The sequence below is a fragment of the Proteus vulgaris genome, from assembly GCF_016239305.1.
Lineage (GTDB): Bacteria > Pseudomonadota > Gammaproteobacteria > Enterobacterales > Enterobacteriaceae > Proteus > Proteus vulgaris_C.
In genome coordinates, this window is the sequence record NZ_JAEHOQ010000004.1 from 86,707 (window position 1) to 111,914 (window position 25,208).

Below are 25,208 nucleotides of genomic sequence, written 5' to 3' on the forward strand. Positions count from 1 at the left end.
AAAGCGAGAAACGTTGATGTCGAATACATATGACTCCTCAAGTATCAAAGTATTAAAAGGGCTGGATGCGGTGCGTAAGCGCCCGGGGATGTATATCGGGGATACAGATGATGGAACCGGTCTGCATCACATGGTCTTCGAGGTGGTCGACAACGCAATCGACGAAGCCCTCGCGGGTTTCTGTGATGAGATTATTGTCACTATCCATTCAGATAACTCCGTCTCTGTTCGAGATGATGGTCGTGGAATTCCAACCGGCATTCACCAAGAAGAGGGTGTTTCAGCAGCAGAAGTTATTATGACGGTTCTGCATGCTGGGGGTAAATTCGATGATAACTCCTATAAAGTCTCTGGTGGACTTCATGGTGTAGGGGTTTCTGTTGTTAATGCGTTGTCTGAAAAACTCGAACTGACTATTCATCGCGATGGAAAAATCCATCAGCAAATTTATCGTCATGGTGTACCTGATGATCGCTTAAAAGTAATTGGTGATACTGAAAAATCAGGAACATTTGTTCGCTTCTGGCCTAGTCTTGAAACCTTTAAAGGTGAGACTGAATTCCAGTATGAAATTTTAGCAAAACGTCTTCGTGAGTTGTCATTCTTAAACTCAGGCGTTTCTATCCGTTTAATTGATAAACGTGATAATCGTGAAGATCATTTCCACTACGAAGGTGGTATTAAGGCATTCGTTGAATACTTAAGCCGTAATAAAACGCCAATTCACCAAAATGTATTCTATTTCTCCACCGAAAAAGATGGTATTGGTGTTGAAGTTGCGATGCTATGGAATGATGGTTTCCAAGAGAATGTTTATTGTTTTACCAATAACATTCCTCAACGTGATGGTGGTACACACTTAGTCGGTTTCCGTACAGCAATGACGCGTACGTTAAACAACTATATGGATAAAGAAGGCTTTAATAAGAAATCAAAAATCAGTGCAACAGGTGATGATGCTCGTGAAGGTCTGATTGCGGTTATCTCTGTTAAAGTACCTGATCCTAAATTCTCGTCACAAACAAAAGACAAACTGGTTTCTTCTGAAGTTAAAACAGCCGTAGAAACGCTGATGAATGAGAAGCTGGTGGAATACCTGTTAGAAAATCCAAATGACGCCAAAATTGTTGTTGGCAAAATTATTGATGCTGCTCGCGCTCGTGAAGCTGCACGTAAAGCACGCGAGATGACACGTCGTAAAGGCGCTTTAGACTTAGGTGGCTTACCAGGTAAATTAGCAGACTGTTCTGAACGTGATCCTGCTTTCTCTGAACTGTATTTAGTGGAAGGGGATTCTGCGGGTGGCTCTGCAAAACAAGGGCGTAACCGTAAAACGCAGGCTATTTTGCCGTTAAAAGGTAAAATTCTAAACGTTGAGAAAGCGCGTTTTGATAAAATGCTGGCGTCTCAAGAAGTAGCAACATTAATTACCGCATTAGGTTGTGGTATCGGTCGTGATGAATATAACCCAGATAAACTGCGTTATCACAGTATTATCATCATGACGGATGCCGACGTCGATGGTTCTCACATTCGTACCTTGTTACTGACATTTTTCTATCGTCAAATGCCAGAAATTATCGAACGTGGTCATATCTTTATTGCTCAACCACCACTTTACAAAGTGAAGAAAGGGAAGCAAGAGCAATACATCAAAGATGATGACGCGATGGACGAATACCTGATGTCTATCGCACTTGATGGCGCAGCACTTTATATTAGTGAACATGCACCAGCAATGCACGGTGAGCAACTTGAAAAATTGGTTGTTGACTACCATGCTGCACATAAAATTATTCGTCGTATGGAGCGTATTTATCCACTGAGCATGTTAAACAGCTTGGTGTATCACTCAACGCTCACAGAAGAAGATTTATCTGATAAAACCAAAGTTGAAGAGTGGATGAGTGGCTTGGTCAACCGTTTAAATAATGCGGAAGAGCAAAGCAGTACTTATAGCTATACTATCACTCAAAACGATGAAAACCGTTTATTTGAGCCTGTATTACGAATTCGTACTTACGGTATTGATACAGACTATAAACTGGATTATGACTTTATCCACAGTAGCGAATATCAACGTATTACTCATTTAGGTGACATTATCGGTAACCTGATTGAAGATGGTGCGTTTATTGAACGTGGAGAGCGTCGTCAGGTGATTTCAAGCTTTGAAGAAGCGCTTGAGTGGCTAACAAAAGAATCACGTCGTGGCCTTGCTGTACAACGTTATAAAGGTCTTGGTGAAATGAACCCAGAGCAATTATGGGAAACCACCATGAACCCAGATACACGTCGTATGATGCAAGTGACTGTTAAAGATGCGATTGCAACGGATGAGTTATTCACTACGTTAATGGGTGATGCGGTTGAACCACGTCGTGCCTTTATCGAAGAGAATGCGCTGAAAGCGGCAAATATTGATATCTAATTACGAGTGATTTCATCACATAAAATAAAAACCAGCTAATTAATTAGCTGGTTTTTTTATATTTATAGACGATATTTTATCGAAAGATTAACGCAGAATATTCAGCATACGGCGTAAAGGTTCTGCGGCACCCCATAACAATTGGTCACCAACAGTAAAAGCTGAAATAAATTCAGGGCCCATATTCAGTTTGCGAATACGCCCTACAGGTGTGCTCAATGTACCCGTTACTGCTGCAGGTGTTAATTCTCTAATAGTCAATTCACGATCATTAGGAATGACTTTTACCCAGTCGTTATGGCTGGCAAGTAATTGTTCAATTTCCGCAACAGGTAAATCTTTTTTCAGTTTTAAAGTAAATGCTTGGCTGTGGCAACGCAATGCACCAATACGAACACAAAGACCATCAACAGGAATAATATTTGAACCTGTGTTTAAAATCTTATTGGTTTCTGCTTGTCCTTTCCACTCTTCACGACTTTGGCCATTTTCTAATTGTTTATCAATCCAAGGGATCAAGCTACCCGCCAGAGGAACACCAAATTGCTCCGTTGGCATCGCACCACTGCGCGTAAAGTTAGTCACTTTACGTTCGATATCTAAGATGGCTGAAGCTGGGTTTTCAAGCTCTTTCACGACTTGAGTATGTAGCGAGCCCATTTGTGACAGTAACTCTCTCATATGACGAGCGCCAGCCCCAGAAGCTGCTTGATAGGTAGAGACACTTGCCCATTCCACTAAGTTGTTAGTAAATAGACCACCTAATGACATCAGCATTAAACTGACCGTACAGTTACCACCAACAAACGCTTTAATGCCTTTGTTTAAGCTGTCTTGAATATGTTGACCGTTGACGGGATCGAGAATAATCACAGCATCATCATTCATACGTAACGCAGATGCGGCATCAATCCAGTAACCTTGCCAACCTGCTTGGCGCAGTTTTGGATAGATTTCATTGGTATAGTCACCGCCTTGGCAACTAATAATAATATCGAGTGATGCTAGGGTATCAATATCATAAGCATCTTGCAGAGTGCTACGGTGATTACCATAAGCAGGTGCTGCTTCACCCAATTGAGATGTGGTGAAGAAAACAGGGTTTATCCCATCAAAATCACGTTCTTCAACCATTCTTTGCATTAAAACGGAGCCGACCATACCACGCCAGCCCACAAAACCAACATTTTTCATTGTAGTTACCCTGTCTTTGTCTGTAGGAATAGTGAGAGACCTCACACTAACCTGACAAAATATAGAGATAGGTGCAAGTGAATTTATTGATTATTTACCAAAGAATTAGAAGTGTTTCTTATAGTCTTCGTAGAGTTAACAAAAGAAAGTCACAGAACGAACAAATATCAATGAGTTGTTAAAAAAGAAAATAGGCTTGCCATAAAAATGTAAGAATATTCTGTTATATCTTATTTTATTTTTTTGGATAAATAAAAATATATTCTTGTTTAAGAAAATAGAGTAAAAATAGAAAAATGTAAAATAGTGTAATATATAAGAAAAACGTATTTACTTAGAGGTCACTCCACGCTTTATACTAAATACTACTGTTTAATAGATGATGTATTTTCATAAATAAAAAATAATGATGAATGTTCTTCATTTTATTTGAATTTTATTTTACCACTTATTAAGTGGTGTTAGGAGGCGAAATGGATATATCAACGGTCATTCCATTATCTACGTACTACTCGTATTTAAAACGGTTTGTGATTTCACCAACCACGATGGGTACTATCGCGCCTTCATCTCGCTGGTTATGTTATGAAATGCTGGATAAACTCAATTGGCAACAGGATATTCAAGTTGCAGAGTTAGGTGCTGGCACAGGGGTTATTACTCAGCAAATTTTAAAAAGAATGTCAGTGAATTCTTCATTAGATGTTTTTGAAATAGAACCTAGTTTTGCAACAGAATTAGATAAAATCAATGATAATCGATTAAAGGTTTATACCGCGTCAGCGGAGAAATTAGACAGTCATTATAATATGATTATTTCAGGATTACCTTTTTTATCTATACCAAAGAAAACAGGTTTAAGAGTTTTAAAACGAGTGCATAATGAGTTATTAAAAACACAAGGTTGTTTTGTCTTATTTCAATATACCACTCGATATGAAAAAACGTTATCTCGTTATTTTCATTTAGAAAAGAAATTAGTCATGCTTAATGTTCCCCCTGCTTGGGTTTATTATTGCACGCCTAAAAATAAGATAGGGTAAATGCAAGGCTTGCTCGCTTTTTATATTGTAAATAACAAATAAGAATAGATGTTATTTATTTAGATAAAGTTTGAGCAAGCAAGATAATACTCTTTTCAATTTCATTTGGATTATGAGCAGCATATCCTAATAAAACACCTTTCTTTGGATATGTTTGAATACAGTAACGCGCCAAAGGCTGTATGGCTAATCCTATTTCTCGTGCTTTTTTCACAACATATTCTTCTGTATAACCTGACTGTAACCAGCATACAATATGAATACCTGAATCCGAGGGCTCAACATGAAAAACATGGGATAGATGTATTTTTATGGCATTAGTTAACACTTGATAGCGTTCATAACAGGCTTTTCGTATTCGCCTAACATGACGTGCATAATGCCCTTGAGAAATAAACAGCGCTAATGTTGCTTGCTCTAAAAAACCTGAATGTGAATCGGTGTAGTATTTAGCGACTTTAAAGGCTTCAATTAAAGTTTGAGGTACGACTAAAAAGCCTAAACGAAACCCGGGATACATCATTTTTGAAAATGTTCCAGCATAGATAACTCGCTGATATTTATCTAACCCTTGTAGAGATTGAATAGGTTTAGAGTGATAGCGAAATTCGCTATTGTAGTCATCTTCGAAGATCCACATATTATTGGAAGATGCCCATTCTAATAATGCAATACGACGTGAAAGTGAGAGCGTATTACCTAAAGGAAATTGATGAGAAGGGGTTGTAAAAACAAGTTTTGCGTCTGGGCACTGCTCTATTCCTTGAGAGATATCCATTCCATCAATATCTGAACCTATTGGGTGTGATTTTATACCATAGGAAGTGAAGATACCTCGTGCACTGTCATAACCAGGATCATCTAGCCAAACGGTATCTCCCTCTTGTAATAGCACTCTAGTGGTAAGATTAATCGCTTGCTGTGTACCATTTACAATAATGATTTGCTCAGGCTGGCAAGAGAGCCCACGAGTTGATTGAACATATTGGCATATCATCTCTTTTAATGGCGTATAGCCTGTTGGCGAATTAAATGTTGCGAGTGCTTTTTTGGATTGTCGCCAAACCCGCCCTAATAACCTTCCCCAGAGTTCATGAGGAAAAAGATCCACACAGCCAACGCCAACATGAAATGTAGGGCTACTATTGATGTTTGGTTGTGACTGTTGCCAAAAAGCGTGTGCTTTTTGCATATTGGGATTTAGCGTTTCTAATGAATTTTTAATGTGTGATGAAGAAACAGAGTGGATTGTTTTGGTCCATTTATCTGAAATAATGGCATCAGGGATTGTGTTTGCAACAAAAGTTCCCGCACCACAACGAGTAAATAAGTAGCCTTCGTCAATTAAACGTTCAAAGCCTGCAATAACAGAGTTGCGAGAAATCGACATCATTTCAGCCAATGTGCGACTTGATGGTAAACGGCTACCAGATGTTAAGCGCCCATCTAAAATCGCTTTTCTAATCGCGTGGTAAATCTGAGAACCAATAGGTCCTTCTTCTAAAACAAGGTTAGGAAAATAAGCCGTTTTTTTCTGTTTCATAAAGTGGATCCTATAAAAACACAAAAAGTGTACCTTATTGAGAGCCAAAATTAAACGTACCATGACCACGTTTAAAGACAGGTGATACTTTTTTATAGCATTAATGAAAGTAGAAGGACGTGAAGAGATGAGCACAACACCAATAACTGTTTCAATTCAGTTTGTTGAACAAGAGCATTATGCTCAATGGTTACCACATTGGCTAAGTTATCAAGCATTTTATAAAGTTGAGTTATCAGAAGAGATAACATTAAAAACATGGGCACGTTTTTTTGATGAAAAAGAACCTGTTTATTGTGTCGTAGCAATGGATGGTGAAAAGGTATTGGGTTTTGTTCATTATCTTTTTCATCGCTCAACATGGGCTGAGAGTGATTTTTGTTATTTAGAAGATTTATTTGTTTCACCAGATACACGTGGTCGCCATGTAGGTAAGCAACTTATTGAGTTTGTTCATCAACAAGCAAAACAGCGTAATTGTGCTCGTTTATATTGGCATACGCAGGAAACCAATTTACGTGGTCAGCGCTTATATGACTGGGTAGCAGAAAAACCAGGTGTTATTGAATACCGTATGGCGCTGTAAAAGTACGTTAGGCAGGACAGATAGGGTATAAAAGAGATAGCAATATTTGCCATCTCTTTTCTGAATTAGGGTTATTTATTAGATTCAATTTGGGTTAATTAAATGCTTGTTGGCAATAAAACTCATTGCCAACTTTTTTTGCTTCTTCACATGCTTGATTCATTAATTCACCAGCTTTTTGTTTGTTTGGCTCGATAATATGATATTGGCCAGAGAACATAAAAGAAGCCATTGCTTGAGCAAATCCTTCAAAAGTCATTTCGTTAGCTTTTACAAACCACATATTGGCTTTTTCTGTATCTACAGGTACATTACCAACACCACTATAGATAAGCCCTAACCAAATTGGAGCGTAAACAAGCTCTTGTTGATGAGTCGCGGCGGCTTCTTCTAATAATATAATCGCTTTTTTGTGATCTGTTTCACCAGATAATGGCGCAATGAGAGCGGTTGCTAAACTTATTTTACCTCTTATGCTTCCTTTGTTTACCGCGAGAGTAGCTAATTTCTTTGCTTCGATATAATTATTTTTAAAATAAGGATCGGCATTAAATAAGTAGATATCAGCAAGCAGTGCGTAGGCATCAGCATAATCATTTTTTATCGCTTCATTTGCCCACAGTTGTGCATTAAGAAGGTTTTTTTCTACGCCCGTTCCCATCAAATACATTTCGGCTAACTGATATTGAGCTTGTGCATTATGGTTTAGTGCTTCTTTACGAGTATCTTCAAATTTTCTTTTATCTTGTTCTTCAAAATTAGCGTGTAAAGAAAACGAACAAAAAAGTGTAAATAGACTGATAAAGGTCGAAATATATTTAATAAATGTCATGTAGAGTGCCGTTTGTAATGATTTTGAAAATCTTACCAATAATAATGGTATAAAAGCAGTTAATTTCTTCGACTTAATCATATGAATAATAATATTGGGAGAGCCAAAATGGCTATTGATCTTAGCAATCTGGTGACTGAAAGTAGGAATCATGACAGTGAGAATATCGATACGCTTTCAACGTTGGATATGCTAAGTGTCATTAATAATGAAGATAAAAAAGTGCCATTTGCGATAGAAAAAGTGCTACCTGCAATTGCACAACTCGTTGATAAAGTTGCTATTGCATTTACACAGGGTGGACGCCTTATTTATTGTGGTGCGGGGACTTCAGGGCGATTAGGGATTTTAGATGCTAGTGAATGCCCGCCAACCTACGGTACTCCTCATGAAATGGTGATTGGTTTAATTGCGGGTGGGCATAAAGCGATTTTACAAGCTGTCGAGAATGCAGAAGATAATACGCAATTGGGTGAAGAGGATTTACGCCAACATAATTTTAATGAGCAAGATATTTTAGTGGGTATTGCAGCAAGTGGCAGAACGCCTTATGTGATAGGCGCTTTACAGTATGCAAAATCACTCGGAGCGATAACGGGAGCGATTAGTTGTAATCCTGAAAGCCCGATAGCCAAACTTGCTGATATTGCTATTACACCGATTGTGGGTGCAGAAGTGATAACCGGATCATCACGTATGAAGGCGGGTACAGCACAAAAACTTATCTTAAATATGATAACCACAGGTGCGATGATAAAAATTGGCAAGGTATTTGGTAATTTAATGGTGGATGTTGAAGCAACCAATGCCAAATTGGTTGAGCGCCAAATTCGTATTGTAATGCAAGCCACAGAATGTGAACGAGCTACGGCTGAACAAGCTCTATCACAATGCCAACGCCATTGTAAAACGGCTATTTTGATGATTTTAGCGGGCGTAGATGCACAACGAGCGATACAGATGTTGGCTCAAAATAAAGGATTTATTAGACAAGCACTGGCTAACTGACCGTTATACAGACTTGATTTTAAGCTGGGTGATAAATGCTATCTCCACATTATCTTGGTGTGTTATTCGTCGCAACGTTAAGCTCAGGTGAACAGATCTCTGTTGGAGTCTTGGCTCAGAATCGGCAAGGCGTTTTTCCCGTTCTGTAAAACGCATAGACGAGTACTCAACTTGCATTTCACACTTTTACGCGTAAAAGTGTAATTTGGTGTCCTTTGGTGTCCTTTGGTGTCCTTTGGTATTCAGGGATCCACATCATCACCTTGGCCAATGTGCAAACTAAACCTAAAAGTAGGATATAAATCCAATTATATTGAGTAAAATAGGAATATAGTCCCATATTTAACTTGTTGGAGTTGCTTGGACTTCAAAGTTGGACTATATTCCTAGTAATGATTAAATAATGGGATTATAGTCCTATGGATTGGTGATATGGCTAAGCGTGATTTGCACAATGTACTGTTTCCAAAGCAGCGCAAAATCCTGACTCATTTTGGTGAAGACTTATTGTTAGCGATGAAACGACGTGGTTTTACAAAAAAGCTGTTGTGTGAACGTACAGGCTTTGATCATAAAACCGTGAACAAAGTCTTCGCAGGTGATCCGGGCGTTGCCATAGGTACTTACTTAAAAGTGATGGCCGTCCTTGGCATGGAAAGCAACTTTGCAGAAATGGCCGCCCATGATGAAGTGGGTATTAAGCTGCAAAATATAAAATTGCTGGAAGGTTCAAGATGAGCCGTACAATCGTCGAAGTCTATGCTGACTGGCAACCAATTGAAGCGCCTTTGTTAGTTGGGCAGCTTGCTTACAGCGATTCAAGCCGAGGTGGCGTGTTTAGTTTTACCTACGATAAAACATTTTTAACCTCAGCCTATCGCTTGCAAATTGATCCAATCCTAACGCTTCACTCCGGTGAACTTTACAACGATGAAGCCGATAAAAACTTTCGTGCATTTCTTGATTCATCGCCCGATAGATGGGGACGTATTTTAATGCAACGGCGTGCAGCCATTGAAGCGCGCAAAGGCATTCGAGCAACAAGTCGATTAAACGAATTGGATTACTTGTTGGGTGTGCACGACTCTTACCGGATGGGTGGTATTCGATTTAAACGAGTAGGCTCGAATGCTTTTTTGGACGACAATTCTGAATTTTCTGCGCCGCCAATGACTTCTCTGCGAGAGCTAGAGCACGCAGCCATACAGATTGAAAAAGACGATAACATCGACAGTGACGAGTATTATCGCTGGTTAAAAATGCTGATTTCTCCAGGCTCATCATTAGGTGGTGCAAGGCCCAAGGCTTGTGTGACAGATGAGCAAGGCCACTTGTGGATTGCCAAGTTTCCCAATTTAAATGATACCCATGACGTGGGGGCGTGGGAGATGGTCTGTTATGAATTGGCCTTGGCAGCAGGTGTTGACATGTTTCCAAGTGAGATTAGGCAGTTTTCCTCTGGGTATCATACCTTTTTAACAAAACGGTTTGATCGTGACGGTGAAAAGCGGCTGCATTTTTCATCGGCCATGACACAGCTTCAATACTATGATGGTGAACAATCTCAAGGTGCCAGTTACTTAGAGATTGCTGAATTTATTTCCAATTGTGGTGCACAAACTGAAGCTGATTTAGCACAGTTATGGCGACGTATCGTGTTTAATATTGCTGTGTCCAACACGGATGATCACCTGCGTAACCATGGATTTTTATTAACAAAGAATGGTTGGAAGCTATCACCTGCTTATGATTTAAACCCGATAGTGGGTAAGCATGGCCTGCATCTGAATATTACCGATGTAGACAACGCCTTAGACTACCAATTAGTATTTGATGTAAAAGACTTCTTCCGACTTTCGCAAACCCAAGCTACGCAAATTTACGATGAAGTATTAATTGCGGTTAAGCAATGGCAAACCGTTGCTAAGCAGCTAGGGATCAGCCGAGCTGAGCAAGCCATGAAAAAATCGGCGTTTAACGTTTAATGAGTAAGTGAAACTATACAGGTAGTTGGTAACGGACATCTGCAAAACGATTTGGATGGGAAAAATAAAAAAGCCCTTTATTTACAATAAAATAACAGGGCTTTTAAAGCATTCTTAGATGGGCCAAACACTATTCAATATTTTGGATCTGATTATACAAAAACAACCTAACGCATTGATAATGCAAAATTTATAATTTTATCTGTCATTTGAGGTACACGATAGGGTACATGATTATAAAAATACAATAAGTGCTTAACTTACTGTATTTTTATTGTATTTAGATGAAATTATCCCTGATAAACCTACCTTGGTTATCGAGGTTATCATTCTGCCAGCCTTTATTTATCCTGTAACCTGTAGGCTCAAATTTCCAGATTCTTATACAATGATGCAAATAATTTTCAGTATCGCCATTGGTTCCTGTGGATTCGAACCAGTTAAATGCCTTTGAACCTCTAGTCTGGGCATCGATATCTTTAAGCGTATTATAAATATGCTTGGCTAGCTCCAGCTTTATTTTTTGTTTTTTAGTCATTCCTCTACGGTTATTTTCTCTACGTAAATGGAATTTATTACCATAATAACCCGCAGCCCCCATCATGAGATCGCAAACCTGTAATCTCATAGAGTGCTTGCTATTTTCATATGTAACATTGAGAGTTATGTCATTTCTATTTAGCGTTTGGGGCAGTCTCTCAATGTAATCTTTGAGCTTGGTTTTATGTTTTTCGCTAGAATGACCATCTAACCTTACTAAAATTTCAATACCATTAGGATTATCTTTAGGTAAGAATTTCATCCCAAACATATGTTTAATATACTGATAGTAAATTTTGAACTGAACATCTAGTTCTGAGGTGTCAGGAGAGGGATCTACATGAAATGAACGATCACGAAACATTTGTCTATATTTTATGTTTCTAGTTAGTATGTAATGCTTTAAACAATCAATTAATTCAATATAGTAACTTTTGTTTAGTGCAGATACGTTAGACCATTTTACTTCATGAAGTATACCGGAGCGAATTTTTATATTCAGCAAAGCAGTCTGTAAACTGTCAATATCAGATTCAAGACCTATTATTCCACCAAAAAAACAATGATATCTATTTGGTGGTGGTGTTCCATGTGTCCATGCTTCATCTGCAAATATTTGATATTTAGCCATAAAAACCCCAAAAAAAAACCCTTTTTCCTTAAAGCGCCGCAAATCATACAATCTGAAGCTTGGGAATCAGGGTTCGTATTTAGTATTAACTAATTTTAAAAAAAATACAACTATTTTTCGCCTGATTAATAGATAAGGTGATCAATGCTGCATTTTCCTTACCATCTAACACTGAATCTTATTTATACCAGAAATTTGTGATAAATGTTGATGTATATGCTCATTTGCTTGATGAGGAAGCTTTTATTTATGCTTATCATAAATTAATTCGTTATTAACTTTAATTAAGAGAAGTAAAATAAAAACTCACGTAAAATGCACTACTCCGCACCCGCCTGCACAATTTGGATCTAAAAATTATTTCAGTTTGAATTTTTTACAAAACATATCGTGAGAACGCATGGTGACTGGGTTCTTTGCGTCAGCATCAAACTGAAATGATTGAAAAGGATTTCAGATTATTTCAGTTTGACGAAAAAAAGAGAGAAGTAAGTAGATTTGTAATGCCATGAAAATAAAAGAGTTTTCATACTTTACGTGAGAATTATTTTTAATGTAAACCTCACATGAAAAACTGAAATGCCCAATTCATGCGGGTTCACAGAAAATTCAAACTGAAATCGAATGAAAAAATAAATCAAGAGTGGGGCGGTAACAATGGATGTTTTACTTGTTCTGATATGAGAGCCTGAATAATTTTTATTGCATCCTCAGCACTAAATCCAGATAAATTAATCACCATTGAATTTTGGTTCACTTCGACAGAAATAGACGGTGTTGTTTTAAATAACATGGCTATTTTCTCCTTGCTCAATGAAAGAACGTGATTTCGTTGATTTACCGGGAGTAATCACATGTGAAAAAGTAACATCTAAAACAAACGTCATTCCACACTCTAGGTTATTACAAGAACAATATAATTCAGGGTCATTGTTTTCGCCTTTCATTTTAATGTAATGGATCTTCGCTTTTGTGGAGCATTCAGGGCAGAGGACTTTCATTACTTTCACGTTATTCTCCTTATCGGGCGTTATGCCTACCAGAAAAAAGCCAATTAAATACATCTCTTGCTATTTTGATGGGTAACACGGGTAACATGGGTTACAATGTTGAATATAAAGAAATTATTCTGTTACCTAATTAAAAAATAAAAGGGTAACAAGGGTAACAAAGCGGGTATGTTACCCATTGTTACCCATAAAAAAGTTAAATGGGTAACAACTAAAACCCTTTAAAATCAATCTTGTAACCCAAGTTACCCTTGTTACATTAAAAAGATAAGAGGGTCAGTTTTTCTTACTCTATTTCGGAACAACCTAAAACTTCGCTATTAAAGATATAAACCCGTTTAACGCCTATTTCTGGCAGGCGAATACTGGTCTGTGGTTTGCCGTCTTTACCTGTTTCAAGCCACCCTTTTTCAACACACAAACGCACCACTTTACGGGTATCAAATCCTTTACAGATTTCTTTCCATGCGGTAGGTAACACATAAAAGGTGATACTGCTTTCACCGTTACCTGTGTCTTTCTCAACACGCCTAAAACCCATCATGCTTACAGGTCGGCTGTATTCATCGTACCAATCCGCAAAACGGCTAAATTGATGTCGAGAAATAAAATCACTGACTTGCTCCAATGCGGTCATATCTTCCTGATTTGCCGTGTGCCCGCGTTCTTTCATCCATGCGGATAAGCATTTCTTCGCCGATATAAACGCTTCGCCTTCTTTCCAGCCTGTAATACCTGCACGCGTAGCCATTTCCCCCGCCATAGCGACTAACGCAAAACGTGTAATAGCGCGCCCCACTTGATTCCCTGCATTTTCAGGCATCAATTTTGTGGTGTACTCTTTCAATAAGGCTTTAGCGGTATTCGACACATCAGATAAATTGTTAGTGATGTATTTAAGCCAATCACGAAAGGGCGTACCGTGATAGCGCGTGACTGCATGTTCAAGGTATTCGGCAATCGCTTTACCACTGGTAAAGTGGTGTAAGTCTTCAAAAACACCGTATTTACCGGAGTCACTCAGAATTTGTATCATCCGCACTTCAACCCCTGCATAAGTGCGTTCGCCTGCGTTTGAGGCGTGTTCAACAAGCGAGAGTTCCCCTGTTGATAGGAATAAGAGATTCCAACGGTTAGTCTCTCGGACACTGCCGTCCGTTTTAGCACGGGCTTTCCCTTGCCCATTTGCCAGCATATAAGCAATATTCCCCGCTTCACGTCCGTCTACTTCCCTGATTTCATCTAACATCAACGTGGCATCATTACGACGGCAAGCCGTTCCTTCAAGGGCATTCCCCGTGGCGCGCCATGTATACCAATAATCCGTACCGCCACACACTGACGATGCCACTTTCATTGTGGTTGTTTTACCGTCTGTGGATTCACCTTTTAAGTGATAACCGCCACCGCCTACACCTGCTAACCGTAATAAAGGGGAAGCAAAGGCAAGGCTCACCGAAAAGGCAAGGCGGGCATTACCGACACAATATTTACCAATATGCTCACGCCATTGTTCGCTTGTACCTGAGACTCTAAAGTCTTTACCTTGAACACTGGATGTTTGTAAAATTACCGAGTCCGCCCCGTTGCCGACCACTTCATCTTGTAGAACGTACACATTGCCATGCCAACCCGTTTTATTTACACAGGTAACCTTTCTTTCTGGACGACAAAGGGAGATATACTCCATTAAATGGGCGCGCGCCTGTCCTGAGATATTGATATAAGATAATCCGTTCACCAAAAGCACTCGGCGTAATTCTTCCCCACTTCCGCTTAGCATCTCCATAGGCATTGCCCATTTACGGCAATTACCGTAAGTGTCTTCCCATTCCAATAAGCGTCCGTAGTTACTCCCATCCGCATCACACGTAATCGCGGTAACTTTTATTGGACTGCTGATTTTGATGTTTCTGACTTCGATATCACCGTCTGATTTAGTGATTTGTTTATCAAACCACAGGTATTCTTGCGTAAGACGAAAACCTTGCGGTAAACGGGTACGGTCTTTGCCGTAATACGTCATTTCCTCAAAGAACGCTTCTTTGAGCTTTTCAAGGCTATTTTCTTGTCGGAAATCATCCCAATCGGCTTTATAGTGTGTTGGTGGTAATGTCACCCATCCGTCAACCGCTTTCCCTGCACGCTCCGCCCACATTTTGCCCGTGTTGTCTTTACCATCCACAAAGTCATTATCCCCTGCGATAATTATCTTCGTTTCAGGGTATTGCGCCCGTAGCTGTTGAGCGACTTTCACTAAGTTAGTCGCGGAAACACTCGCCACAATCAACGCATCAAGGCATTTTGAGAGACTTAATCCCGTGGCAAAACCTTCTGTGATAACGATTTGCTCTAAAGGCGTCTTCTCTGGCTGGCGAACAACAATAAAAGAGCCTGAAAGGGTCGAGCCTGATAACAGACTTTTTTCACCGTTTAGGCTAATCAGTTGCCCGCCTTTAATCAGCAAATCAGTACCAACCAACGGAAGCAATAAAGAGCCTACTGGAAAGCTAAACTCACCCTGTGTATACTGTTGGCGAGTTATTAAGCATTGATGGTTGGCTAACCCTTTATTGATTAAATACTGGCTTTCGCCCAAAGAACAAAAGGCTTTTATTTTTTCATAATGTTCAATGCCTTTCTTAGCGCTAACTTTCTTCAGGGGAGTTGGCGCTATTTCTTTAAATGCGGGTAATAAAATAATTTTATTCACTTCCTGACACGCTGTTTTCGTCTCTTTTCCTGTTACCAACTTGACTAAATCTAACCCGTCACCGTGCCCACATTGGTTACAAAACCATGTGCCTTTACCGTTCTTATCATCAAAACGAAATCGGTCTTTACCGCCACATTTAGGGCATGCACCATGTTTATGATTATCAGGTACGGTTATACCGAGATTTGCTAGGATATAGAGCCAACGCCCTTGTGACGCATTCACAATATCGGTGACAGAGGGAGTTTCTGCTGAAAAATGAGTCTGAGTCATGACTTGATCTCCTCATTCATTAAACTGCTTTCTTGAATAATGGATTCCATTTGCTCAGAAAGGCATTCCATCAGTGCAGTCATACCCTCACAAGAAACTAGCTTGCTTCCTGTCATACTATGACTAATGAGTAAATCGGAGATAAAAGCAGTCGCTTGAGCGGTGCGTATAAGCGTTCTTTCACCTTCTTGAGATAACACGACATTACGATTAATAATGTGTTTCATTATGCATTTCCTCCTGTGCGCAGAGGAATTTGACCCGCAAATGATAAAACATAATCACGAGAGAGAGACAAACGAGCATCATGTTCATTAGATGCAGTTACTTCAAGACGACAAGGTTTAGCCGAGGTATCCGCGCGTTTAACGCTCAAAAAGAGGAATTGGATTTGAGTAGGGGTAGGGATAGCCATCATGATGATGATCTCCAGTAACTTAGTTAAGGAGTCACCGCGAGAGTTTCCACGCTCAGTAAGGGCGGTGACGTTATCAGGGGTGGAAATACTGGAGTTACTGGAATCCAGCCAGTCCGAGGACTGCCCTAACAACGCCACCATAGAATCTGTATAGGCGTAATTCGCCATAAGGTAGGCATTGATATAGACACAAAAAAAGACGCTAGGCGCGTCATGTGTCGCCAGTAACTGATTCAGGTTTCCACGCCTGACGTTAGATTTTGCTAACGCATCAGCAATATAGCCCATCCATTTAAAGGTATGCAACACTTTTATTATCCTTAAAAAAGTTGAATAGGAAATGAAATGAAAAGCCCAGCTGAAACTGGGCATCGCATTAACCCGCAGAGATAGCGGAAAACCAGAGGTTTTTGGCTTGCTTCAAGCCTTTATCTAAATGAAAAACGGAAGGTGAACTTAAACTCAACTTACGTTTTCTTCGGGAAAAATGTGCTCGATTGATACTAAATTGAAGCCTATCCGTTCCTACACTGGCGGGGCTATCCGTGACGGCAAGTCCACCTAAATAAAATATCCCTTTACCTTGAAAATCTTCTTCTACTTCGATGGAGCAAAATAGCTTTTGTCCTTGTGCGTTGTAGCTCAGTAACTTTCCATTCGGTCTTAAACGAACGTAGAGCTTTGTTTCACCGTCAACGGTATCCACTTTGGCATCGAGCACTTCGCCTAAGTTATCCAAATTGCGGTTATGCTCTTCCCAAATTAATGCGGTGTAATAACTGGGGTCGTAATACTCGGCAATATCCGTTAGCCACTGTGCCTCAATTTCTCGCTTATCCATACTTGTAAGCCCTGCCGTTGCGACACATATCCAACTGGTTGTTAACTGAGATGTATTTTTATCACTCATAAGGAATAGACTCCTTCCTCAATCTCAATGGCACTTTCATCAATCGCAGCATACAAATTGATATCACCTAAGCCATAACCCTCGTTACGTAAATAGCTATGCTCATAGGCTGAACGGTCATCAACAAACTCCGCTCTAAAGCGACGGCTTCCTGTTTGTGTGTAGATATGCAAATTATCAAGGCGAGTAACCACAATGCGTCGCCCAGGCATAAAGGGAGGTACAATAGCAAGACGACCTGCAACGGTACTGAGCATTTTTTGACTGGCATTTAAATCCGATGGGCTGTTAGCGCCATTAAATAAGGATGTACGATACATACCTGCTAATTCAGCGCCCACAAGTACCACTAAGCGAGGGTCTTCGCGGTATTCTTCGGGAATTTTTTGCATAATGAGGTAATTCACCAACGCATCTAAATTAGGAAATTTTCCATCCTTACCTAAGGTAATTTTGTCAGTAATAATTTGAGTACCATCATTCGTGGTTTTGGCGATTTCATGCCAACCGATATTAACATCTTGCCCTTTAGGGAATTTTTGCGGATTGGTCGGATAGTTACAAAAGTGACCATTAAAGCCAATGCGTAACATATCTAAAGCAACCGCTTTTGACATATAATCGGACATGGATTTATTGATATGGTCATCATCCCCACTGCCACTATTGCAAATTAAAGATAATTGTTGATACGTGAGCGAACAGCAGGTATCCATTTCTTCTAGCGCAAAAGGTGTTCCCGAAAAGGCGACATTTTTATAGAAACGGCTTTCAACTTCTCGCCCCGTATGCAGTGAATTATTCCCTAAATTAACGGTATCCCCTTTAGCTTCATCAACATCAGCAAGCGTTAATTGATTAATTAACCAATTGGAATCCATTAATGCCACACGAATTAAATTCGTTGACGGTTCTGATAATGAAAAATAACGACGCGCTGAAGATAAATATTTTACGCCACGGGTAAAATTCTCGTGGAAAACCCTTGCGCCTTGAGGTGCAATATAAGACATAATTAATTTCCTTATTATTAAATAAATGATTTAGTCATTAAGTGTTTTTTATCGTGAACTTCTTTCTCTTGAGTTAGAATATAATTCACATAATCATCTGCGCTCAGAATGGTTTTTATAATCCAATCTGTCTGACTGTAATAATATTGATATAACTCTACACCTCGTTGGTGCTCCCACATTCGCAATTTGTATCTATCATTAGAGGGCGTGCAAGAATTAAGAATACGTAAGATATTTTCATTCAATTTTTCAAAGGATGATTCAATATATTGATACGCATCTTTATATTTCATCGGTTTTCCATAAAATACATTTATACGAAATTTATTCCCTTTATATATTTCATCAGGAATGATATTCATCTGTTTTTTGTTAATGTTTTTTATGTTTTCTTGTGGAAGAGATTGAATGATTATTCTCAATAACCCAAAAATGCCATTGAAATCATTTAATTGCTCTTTGGCAACAAGTAAATTACTTTCATGCTGACTTACTCTAGCAGAAAGACTTTCTTTCCAAGCCTTTACTGATGGGGCGCTATCAGGTTTTTTAAGTCCACCTTCTTCGGCTCTTTCTTTTATATTTTTTGCTAAATCGTAATTCTTTGATAATTCAGTAACGATTTCTTCATTTCGTTTTGAAATAGTTTTCCCTCTTTCAATTAACGCAATAACTTCTTCTATTGAGGGTTCGATATTATCTAACGTTAACCCTGTAAGCTTTTGCAATTGTATTAATTGATTTTTAATTTGAGTAAACTTAAATAGTTCAATAACACGAATAATAAAGCCATTATCTTCATGTGTTTCATTAAATGGAATAGCTTTGTAATTTGCAATGGCGTGTAAATGTTCATCTTTATAAAAAGTGAGTTTATTCATTATTTATCCTAATTTTAAATAAATGGTTTATTTACTGTATTCTCTGTATCTTTTTCTCTTCTACCCAATTTCTAATTTCTTCAGCATCAAAAACCATTAAACCGGCATCTAATTCAAAGGGCAGTGGTATTTTTTTCAATTTTACCCATCGGTTAAGCGTTGCATCTGATATACCTAAAAAATCTGCAGTATGTCTTTTGCGTGCATTTCCACAAATTGGATATGGCGTGTTATTTCTCATACGAGAATTCCGTTGCTTACTCATAGCGTGTTTAGCCTCCTTGTGATTTGTTAGGAGTACTCTAGGAGATATAAAAATCTTAATCCATTGAAACTGGAATCCATTGAAAAAAATAGGCATTCCATTAAAAAATACCTTTTCCATTGAAACTTTTTTAATTCTTTTTATTTGCGTTTTTTAATCTTTATTTTATATATCAATGCGTTATGTGTAAATTTGTTAATGATTAATATCTGTATTCCACATATCCATACTTATCCGTGTGTATCCGTTCTTATTTGTGTGTATTTATAATTTGCCAGTAATAATGCTATGATTTGCAGAAGGAGGGTTACTGGCAATTTAGATTAGGATTAATTATATGAAATTATTTATTAATATTTAATTATTCATCTTTTAGTTCAAATAATGCGTCTTTAATCTTTTGTGAAAAAGTTGAACTTCCTACACCTGATAAATCGATTTTTTCATCTTTGGCTATTTGGCAAATATCGTTATATATATGGCTAATTATTGGATTGCCTATAGTTTTTCCATAATTTTTTGATGTGTCATTTTCATTTTTATTTTTTTCCTGAAGCAGGCATATCAATAAACCAATGAGTTTAAATGTACCTTTTATCTCATCATTTTTTCTGTATGAACCTTGTCCTTTCTTATTTTCATTGGTAGTTTTATCAACAAGTGCTTGACCACCAAATGATTTAAAATATTTTTTCCATTTACCATCTTTTTTATATTCTTTGTATATGTTGTCTAATGCTTTTTTTATCCTAATACTGATTATTTCTGGTGTTTCATCTTTTATATATTGATAAGCACATCCAAACACGACATCAGAGTTAACTTCGGTATTAGTTCTTATGGTAAAATAATGAAACTCTTCTAGGTTTATAGCTCTGATATTACTTAGTATTGCAGTTCTTAGTGCATTTAACTCATCACTAATATCGTTAGGAATATCTTTATTAGATATATATGGATCTAATCCATATAAAGATAATGTTATTGCATTAGTGGTCACTAGCTGTTGTGTTGTTATTAACTCTAATTTATTGAGCTTTGGTATTTTCATATCAGCACCTATAAGTAGTATTTGTCGAAATAATATCGTTAATGCCTGTTTTTTCTAAGAGCACTAATAAGTCACACCATTTTTTTAATGCAATTTTCCTCTCTTCAAAATAATCATGCCGATTATAAATACCTTCGACTCCCTTTATGCGGTGATTTAGACAGCGTTCAGCAACAAAAGGATCTACTCCTAGTGATGCTAAATGAGTTCTAGCTGTTCGTCTAAAATCATGAATAGTAAAGTTTGTTATATTGGAGGGTAATGCTCGTCTAACTTTCGCCAAAGCGACTGATAAAGTAGATTCTTGAATATGAGGGATCATTCGGCTTTGCATTTTTCTAGCAGGTAATACATATGTGCTACCACAAGCTATAGATTTTAATTCTATAAACCAGTCAACTACTGTTGGGCAGAGTGGGATATCAATAGCATCCCCATTTTTACTTCTTTCTGCAGGGAAATGCCATACAGATTTATCAAAGTTAAATTCACTCCATTGAGCTCCACATAACTCCATCTTTCGAAGACATAAAGCGAGTAATATCTTGAAACTAATTTCATTTTGTCGGCTGATTGATGATGTTCTAAATGTTTTTAAAACGATAGTTAATTCTTCTCTAGTCAACCATCTATCCCTTGGTATTTCTTTCCCGCCAGCATCTGACACTTCAAAAGCAGAACAAGGATTAATTTCTATCATTTGCCTTTTAATTGCATAATCAAACATACGCCTCACCCAGCGTAGGACATCTGTTGCAATAGTGGGAGCACCTCTGTCAACAATATTTTTTAACATATTATCAATATGCCTAGGCTTTATATCTTCTAATTTCATATGCCCAATATGAGGATTGATATCTTTATCTATGCGCCTGCGTAAAATATCAGGATGCTTCCATCTTGGTAATATTTGTCTTTGATAATATTCAGATGCTAAATCAGATAGTTTGATTGCATTTTTTTCAGATTCTATTTTTGCTAAAGCTTCTGCTTTTCGTTCTTTTTTTTCCATGGCTACGTCATAGCCTAAAGAGACTCTAGCCGATAATTCTTTTGTTAACTCTCTTGCTTTAGCTAGAGATAAATCAATATATGAACCTAGTACCATCACTCTGGATAAGCCAGAATATTTGTACCTAAACCGCCATACTGGATATTTATAGGTTTTTCGGTAACACAGATATAAGCCATTACCATCCGCTTTTCCTTCAAATCGTTCACCAGACCTTATCCATGCTTTAATTTCTTTATCTGTAAGTTTTGGCATTACGCATCCTAGTTAAAATATAAGTGTACCCCTAGTCTGTTATCTTGAATACTAAGAGGTACATTTAAGGGGTACATATAAATCATGCGCTATTGTGACTCATCCTGCAATCCTCTGATAACAAAAAAGCCAGCAAATACAAGGTATCTACTGGCTTGATGATAGGCTGTAAACCGCTAAGAAATCTTACTCAATATTTTGGATCTGTTCACGCATCTGTTCGATTAATACTTTTAATTCAATAGCAGAATTGGTGACATCAGTATTAATTGATTTGGATGCGAGTGTATTGGATTCACGGTTAAATTCTTGCATCATAAAATCAAGACGACGACCTACCGCTTCCTTTTTCACAAGAATTTTGCGTGTTTCTTTAACGTGGGCTTCTAATCTATCAAGCTCTTCAGCAACATCTAAACGTTGCGCTAACATCACTAACTCTTGCTCTAAACGATTATTATCAACTTGAACTTGAGCTTCTTCTAATTTGCTGGTTAAACGCTCACGTTGCCAGAGTAAGATTTCTGGCATTTGGGTTTTCACTTTCACCACTTCTGCGCTAACGGCATCTAAACGTTGCTCGATAAGTTCTTTGAGTGATTGTCCTTCTGCTTCACGACTAGCAATAAATGCGTCAATTGCTAAATCTAATTCAGCTAAAAGCTCAGTACCAATGGCATCTAAATCTTGCTCTTGTGCTGAGATAACACCCGGCCAACGTAAAATATCAAATGGGCTAATAGTGCCTTCATGGCTGTGGCTTTTTACCCAATTGGCAGAAACAATCAGTTGTTTTGCCAGATTTTCATCAAGATTAAGTTCACCTTGAAAGCGAGCGTTAAGATCAAAACGTAAGTTACATTCAATTTTACCACGAGTTAAGCGATTACGTAGACGTTCACGAATAACCGGTTCTAAACTACGTAATTGTTCAGGTAAACGAATATAAGTTTCAAGGTAACGTTGGTTTACGGAACGCAGTTCCCATGCAGCGCTACCCCAGTCTTTTTTGATGTCTCGGCGAGCAAAAGCGGTCATGCTACGGATCATAATAGGGTCTCAATAGTGTAAAAGATGATACGATTATAACCCTAGGCGTCGATACAGGATAGGCATAAGCCATTTTAGGTCGTATAATGCGCCCCCAATATGTCAGAGAAAGCGGAGATAACACCATGCGTCCAGCAGACAGACAAGCAGACCAAGTACGCCCTATTACCATTACTCGCCATTATACAAAACATGCTGAAGGTTCTGTATTAGTTGAGTTTGGTGATACTAAAGTCTTGTGTAACGCCACTGTAGAAGACGGTGTACCACGTTTTCTTAAAGGACAAGGGCAAGGATGGGTGACCGCAGAATACGGCATGCTTCCTCGCGCAACCAATAGCCGTAATGCACGCGAAGCGGCTCGCGGTAAACAAACTGGCCGTACTATGGAAATTCAGCGTTTAATTGCTCGTTCATTACGTGCTGCGGTTGATTTAAAAGCATTGGGTGAATATACCATCACTGTTGATTGTGATGTTATTCAAGCTGATGGTGGTACACGTACGGCGTCTATCTCTGGCGCTTGCGTAGCATTAGTTGATGCATTAAATAAAATGGTTGAAGAAGGTAAGCTGAAAAAAAGCCCTCTAAAATCAATGGTGGCTGCAGTCTCTGTGGGTATTGTTGATGGTGAACCATTATGCGATCTTGAATATGTTGAAGATTCCGCAGCAGAAACTGATATGAATGTGGTGATGATCGATGATGGTCGTATGATTGAAGTTCAAGGTACGGCAGAAGGTGCACCATTTAGTCATGAAGAATTACTTGCTTTACTCGCCCTAGCGAAGGGGGGATTAGAGAAGATATTTGAAGCGCAAAAAGAGGCGCTTAAGCAATAAATTTTATATTTAAGGCGACTGAGAAGTCGCCTTTTTTATGCCTAAAATTTGTCATTAAGTAACGTAGAGAGGAGAAAAAAATGAAAGCCTACCAACGCCGCTTTATCGAACTAGCATTAGCAAAAAATGTGCTGAAATTTGGTGAGTTCACACTAAAATCAGGACGAGTGAGTCCTTACTTTTTTAATGCCGGTTTATTTAATACAGGGCGTGATTTGGCTTTACTGGGGCAGTTTTATGCGCAAACATTATTAGATAATAATGTGTCTTGTGATGTGTTGTTTGGGCCTGCTTATAAGGGTATCCCCATTGCAACGACAACGGCAGTCGCATTAGTTGAACATCATGATATTGATATTCCTTATTGTTTTAATCGTAAGGAAGCTAAAGATCATGGGGAAGGGGGAACATTAGTAGGAAGTCCTTTAAAGGGTGATGTCGTGATCGTTGATGATGTTATCACAGCCGGTACTGCTATTCGTGAATCAATGGAAATTATTAAACAGCATGATGCAACGCTTTCCGCTGTGCTATTAAGTTTAGATAGACAAGAAAAAGGGCGAGAAGAACTTTCTGCAATACAAGAGTTAAAACGTGATTATCAATGCCAAGTGTATTCGATTATTACTCTGGATGATTTAATTAACTATCTAAGTGAGAATGAAACGTTATCTGAGCATTTACCTGCAGTGAAAGCTTATCGTGAGCGCTATGGCGTTAATTAATAAAGTTAAAATACGATAAATAACTGATTGATTGTAGATAAAAAAAAGCCCTCGCCCAATAATGGGCGGGGTGAGTAGTACAATGAATCTTCTGTGATAATTACCACAGATATTGAAAATATAAAAAGGACTTTTACAGCAGGGGCAAAGCGATTCGCTAATGCCACAATGTAGGAACTGCACAAATGCCATTCCTGATAAATACATTGAGGTACTTATGTACCAGAGGACGCATGTTAACACAAATAAGAAAAAAACGGCATATCTGTCAATTTCAAATTCTTGAGTTAAATCACGAGTCCATCATTTCATTGTAATTGTGCCAATATTAATGGCCAGCGAGCTTCAAATTCTTGGGTCGGTTGATAGCGAAATTCAGTACGTACAAAGCGCGCTAACATACCTTCACAAAAAGCGAGTAGTTGTGAGGCAAGCAAGGCTTCATCATGTAAGAAAGCGCTACCTTCACGAATTTTACGCTCTTTGATAACTTGTCGAAGCTGAACTTCAATACGCTCATAAAGTTGATTTATGCGACCTTGTAATCTGTCTTGCTCAAACATTAAAGCATGACCTGTTAAAATACGAGATAGCCCTGGATTTTTTTCAGCAAAACCGAGGATCAAGATAAGAATTAAGCGAATTCTAGCTATCGTTTCTTTTTCGTCCTTTAAGATCAAATTAATACGAGAAACTAAGCTGTCTTCGATAAACTCAATCAAGCTATCAAACATTTTTGTCTTACTTGGGAAATGTCGATAGAGTGCCGCTTCAGATACACCGACAGTTGCAGCCAGTTTTGCCGTTGTAATGCGTTGGCTACCATCACTTGACTCTAACATCTGAGCAAGTGATTGTAAGATTTCATCCCGTCTATTTCTTTTCTTTTTGGTTTCTTTTTCTTCTGCCATGACTGATAAGGCCCCTGCTAAAAGCAAAACAAATCAGTAAACCTTTGCACTCAATTTCAGTGCAAAGGGAGTGATATCGT

The 25,208-nt window shown here is 38.4% G+C and carries 25 protein-coding genes; 8 read left to right on the forward strand and 17 right to left on the reverse strand.

Features of this window, described 5'->3' with window-relative positions; genetic code table 11:
• Positions 1–16: 16 nt before the first annotated feature.
• Positions 17–2,431, forward strand: a complete 2,415-nt coding sequence (gene gyrB / locus JEP40_RS04065; protein WP_198622574.1) for a DNA topoisomerase (ATP-hydrolyzing) subunit B — start codon at positions 17–19, stop codon at positions 2,429–2,431.
• 87 nt (positions 2,432–2,518) lie between these two features.
• Here gyrB and asd read toward each other — a convergent pair whose 3' ends face one another.
• The gene (gene asd / locus JEP40_RS04070; protein WP_198622575.1) at positions 2,519–3,625 is read right to left on the reverse strand and encodes an aspartate-semialdehyde dehydrogenase; all 1,107 of its coding nucleotides are present in this window, start codon (positions 3,623–3,625) and stop codon (positions 2,519–2,521) included.
• Between the two features lie 473 nt (positions 3,626–4,098).
• On the opposite strand from asd, the gene JEP40_RS04075 reads away from it, so the two are divergent.
• Positions 4,099–4,668: a class I SAM-dependent methyltransferase gene (locus JEP40_RS04075; RefSeq protein WP_198622576.1), complete on the forward strand. Its 570-nt coding sequence runs from the start codon at positions 4,099–4,101 to the stop codon at positions 4,666–4,668.
• A 55-nt stretch (positions 4,669–4,723) separates the two neighbouring features.
• On the opposite strand, the gene JEP40_RS04080 is transcribed toward JEP40_RS04075, so the two are convergent.
• Positions 4,724–6,211 carry a PLP-dependent aminotransferase family protein gene (locus JEP40_RS04080; RefSeq protein ID WP_198622577.1) on the reverse strand — a complete coding sequence of 496 codons (1,488 nt, stop codon included), beginning with the start codon at positions 6,209–6,211 and terminating at the stop codon, positions 4,724–4,726.
• 127 nt (positions 6,212–6,338) lie between these two features.
• Here JEP40_RS04080 and JEP40_RS04085 point away from each other — a divergent pair, with 127 nt between their 5' ends.
• The gene (locus JEP40_RS04085) at positions 6,339–6,797 is read left to right on the forward strand and encodes a GNAT family N-acetyltransferase (protein ID WP_198622578.1); all 459 of its coding nucleotides are present in this window, start codon (positions 6,339–6,341) and stop codon (positions 6,795–6,797) included.
• 94 nt (positions 6,798–6,891) lie between these two features.
• Here the strand turns inward: JEP40_RS04085 and JEP40_RS04090 are convergent, their stop codons facing one another.
• Entirely contained in the window at positions 6,892–7,629 is a 738-nt protein-coding gene (locus JEP40_RS04090; RefSeq protein WP_198622579.1) for a tetratricopeptide repeat protein, read from the reverse strand.
• 108 nt (positions 7,630–7,737) lie between these two features.
• Between JEP40_RS04090 and murQ the strand changes: the two genes are divergently transcribed.
• The 3 genes from murQ (at position 7,738) to JEP40_RS04105 (ending at position 10,622) form a co-directional block, all read left to right on the forward strand.
• On the forward strand, positions 7,738–8,637 hold the full coding sequence (gene murQ / locus JEP40_RS04095; RefSeq protein ID WP_198622580.1) for an N-acetylmuramic acid 6-phosphate etherase: 900 nt from the start codon (positions 7,738–7,740) through the stop codon (positions 8,635–8,637).
• Between the two features lie 432 nt (positions 8,638–9,069).
• Entirely contained in the window at positions 9,070–9,375 is a 306-nt protein-coding gene (locus JEP40_RS04100; protein WP_004249763.1) for a helix-turn-helix domain-containing protein, read from the forward strand.
• Positions 9,372–10,622, forward strand: a complete 1,251-nt coding sequence (locus JEP40_RS04105; RefSeq protein ID WP_198622581.1) for a type II toxin-antitoxin system HipA family toxin — start codon at positions 9,372–9,374, stop codon at positions 10,620–10,622. The genes JEP40_RS04100 and JEP40_RS04105 overlap by 4 nt, the downstream gene beginning before the upstream one ends.
• A 280-nt stretch (positions 10,623–10,902) precedes the next feature.
• Here the strand turns inward: JEP40_RS04105 and JEP40_RS04110 are convergent, their stop codons facing one another.
• From JEP40_RS04110 to JEP40_RS04170, 13 genes are all read right to left on the reverse strand, one after another.
• Positions 10,903–11,793 carry a DUF3800 domain-containing protein gene (locus JEP40_RS04110; protein WP_198622582.1) on the reverse strand — a complete coding sequence of 297 codons (891 nt, stop codon included), beginning with the start codon at positions 11,791–11,793 and terminating at the stop codon, positions 10,903–10,905.
• Positions 11,794–12,430: 637 nt separating this feature from the next.
• Entirely contained in the window at positions 12,431–12,586 is a 156-nt protein-coding gene (locus JEP40_RS04115) for a hypothetical protein (protein ID WP_198622583.1), read from the reverse strand.
• Positions 12,576–12,794, reverse strand: coding sequence for an ogr/Delta-like zinc finger family protein (locus tag JEP40_RS04120; protein WP_162556809.1), 219 nt, complete (start codon positions 12,792–12,794; stop codon positions 12,576–12,578). Before JEP40_RS04120 ends, JEP40_RS04115 begins: the two co-directional genes overlap by 11 nt.
• A gap of 295 nt (positions 12,795–13,089) precedes the next feature.
• Positions 13,090–15,792 carry a DUF927 domain-containing protein gene (locus JEP40_RS04125; protein WP_198622585.1) on the reverse strand — a complete coding sequence of 901 codons (2,703 nt, stop codon included), beginning with the start codon at positions 15,790–15,792 and terminating at the stop codon, positions 13,090–13,092.
• Positions 15,789–16,019: a hypothetical protein gene (locus tag JEP40_RS04130; protein WP_198622586.1), complete on the reverse strand. Its 231-nt coding sequence runs from the start codon at positions 16,017–16,019 to the stop codon at positions 15,789–15,791. Before JEP40_RS04130 ends, JEP40_RS04125 begins: the two co-directional genes overlap by 4 nt.
• Positions 16,019–16,582, reverse strand: coding sequence for a host cell division inhibitor Icd-like protein (locus tag JEP40_RS04135; protein WP_332873042.1), 564 nt, complete (start codon positions 16,580–16,582; stop codon positions 16,019–16,021). The genes JEP40_RS04130 and JEP40_RS04135 overlap by 1 nt, the downstream gene beginning before the upstream one ends.
• Before the next feature lie 4 nt (positions 16,583–16,586).
• Positions 16,587–17,120, reverse strand: coding sequence for a GPO family capsid scaffolding protein (locus JEP40_RS04140; protein ID WP_198622587.1), 534 nt, complete (start codon positions 17,118–17,120; stop codon positions 16,587–16,589).
• Complete coding sequence (locus tag JEP40_RS04145; RefSeq protein WP_198622588.1) at positions 17,117–18,133, reverse strand: P2 family phage major capsid protein; 1,017 nt, start codon at positions 18,131–18,133, stop codon at positions 17,117–17,119. Before JEP40_RS04145 ends, JEP40_RS04140 begins: the two co-directional genes overlap by 4 nt.
• A gap of 17 nt (positions 18,134–18,150) precedes the next feature.
• Positions 18,151–19,017, reverse strand: a complete 867-nt coding sequence (locus JEP40_RS04150; RefSeq protein WP_198622589.1) for a hypothetical protein — start codon at positions 19,015–19,017, stop codon at positions 18,151–18,153.
• 31 nt (positions 19,018–19,048) lie between these two features.
• Positions 19,049–19,282, reverse strand: a complete 234-nt coding sequence (locus JEP40_RS04155) for a helix-turn-helix transcriptional regulator (RefSeq protein ID WP_198622590.1) — start codon at positions 19,280–19,282, stop codon at positions 19,049–19,051.
• 361 nt (positions 19,283–19,643) lie between these two features.
• Complete coding sequence (locus tag JEP40_RS04160; protein WP_198622591.1) at positions 19,644–20,333, reverse strand: hypothetical protein; 690 nt, start codon at positions 20,331–20,333, stop codon at positions 19,644–19,646.
• Position 20,334: 1 nt separating this feature from the next.
• On the reverse strand, positions 20,335–21,600 hold the full coding sequence (locus JEP40_RS04165; protein WP_198622592.1) for a tyrosine-type recombinase/integrase: 1,266 nt from the start codon (positions 21,598–21,600) through the stop codon (positions 20,335–20,337).
• Between the two features lie 186 nt (positions 21,601–21,786).
• Positions 21,787–22,650, reverse strand: a complete 864-nt coding sequence (locus tag JEP40_RS04170; protein WP_198622593.1) for a YicC/YloC family endoribonuclease — start codon at positions 22,648–22,650, stop codon at positions 21,787–21,789.
• A gap of 125 nt (positions 22,651–22,775) precedes the next feature.
• Here JEP40_RS04170 and rph point away from each other — a divergent pair, with 125 nt between their 5' ends.
• On the forward strand, positions 22,776–23,492 hold the full coding sequence (gene rph, locus JEP40_RS04175; protein WP_072070469.1) for a ribonuclease PH: 717 nt from the start codon (positions 22,776–22,778) through the stop codon (positions 23,490–23,492).
• A gap of 80 nt (positions 23,493–23,572) precedes the next feature.
• Positions 23,573–24,217, forward strand: a complete 645-nt coding sequence (pyrE, locus tag JEP40_RS04180) for an orotate phosphoribosyltransferase (RefSeq protein ID WP_198622594.1) — start codon at positions 23,573–23,575, stop codon at positions 24,215–24,217.
• 308 nt (positions 24,218–24,525) lie between these two features.
• On the opposite strand, the gene slmA is transcribed toward pyrE, so the two are convergent.
• Complete coding sequence (gene slmA / locus JEP40_RS04185) at positions 24,526–25,128, reverse strand: nucleoid occlusion factor SlmA (protein WP_072070467.1); 603 nt, start codon at positions 25,126–25,128, stop codon at positions 24,526–24,528.
• Positions 25,129–25,208: the final 80 nt, after the last annotated feature.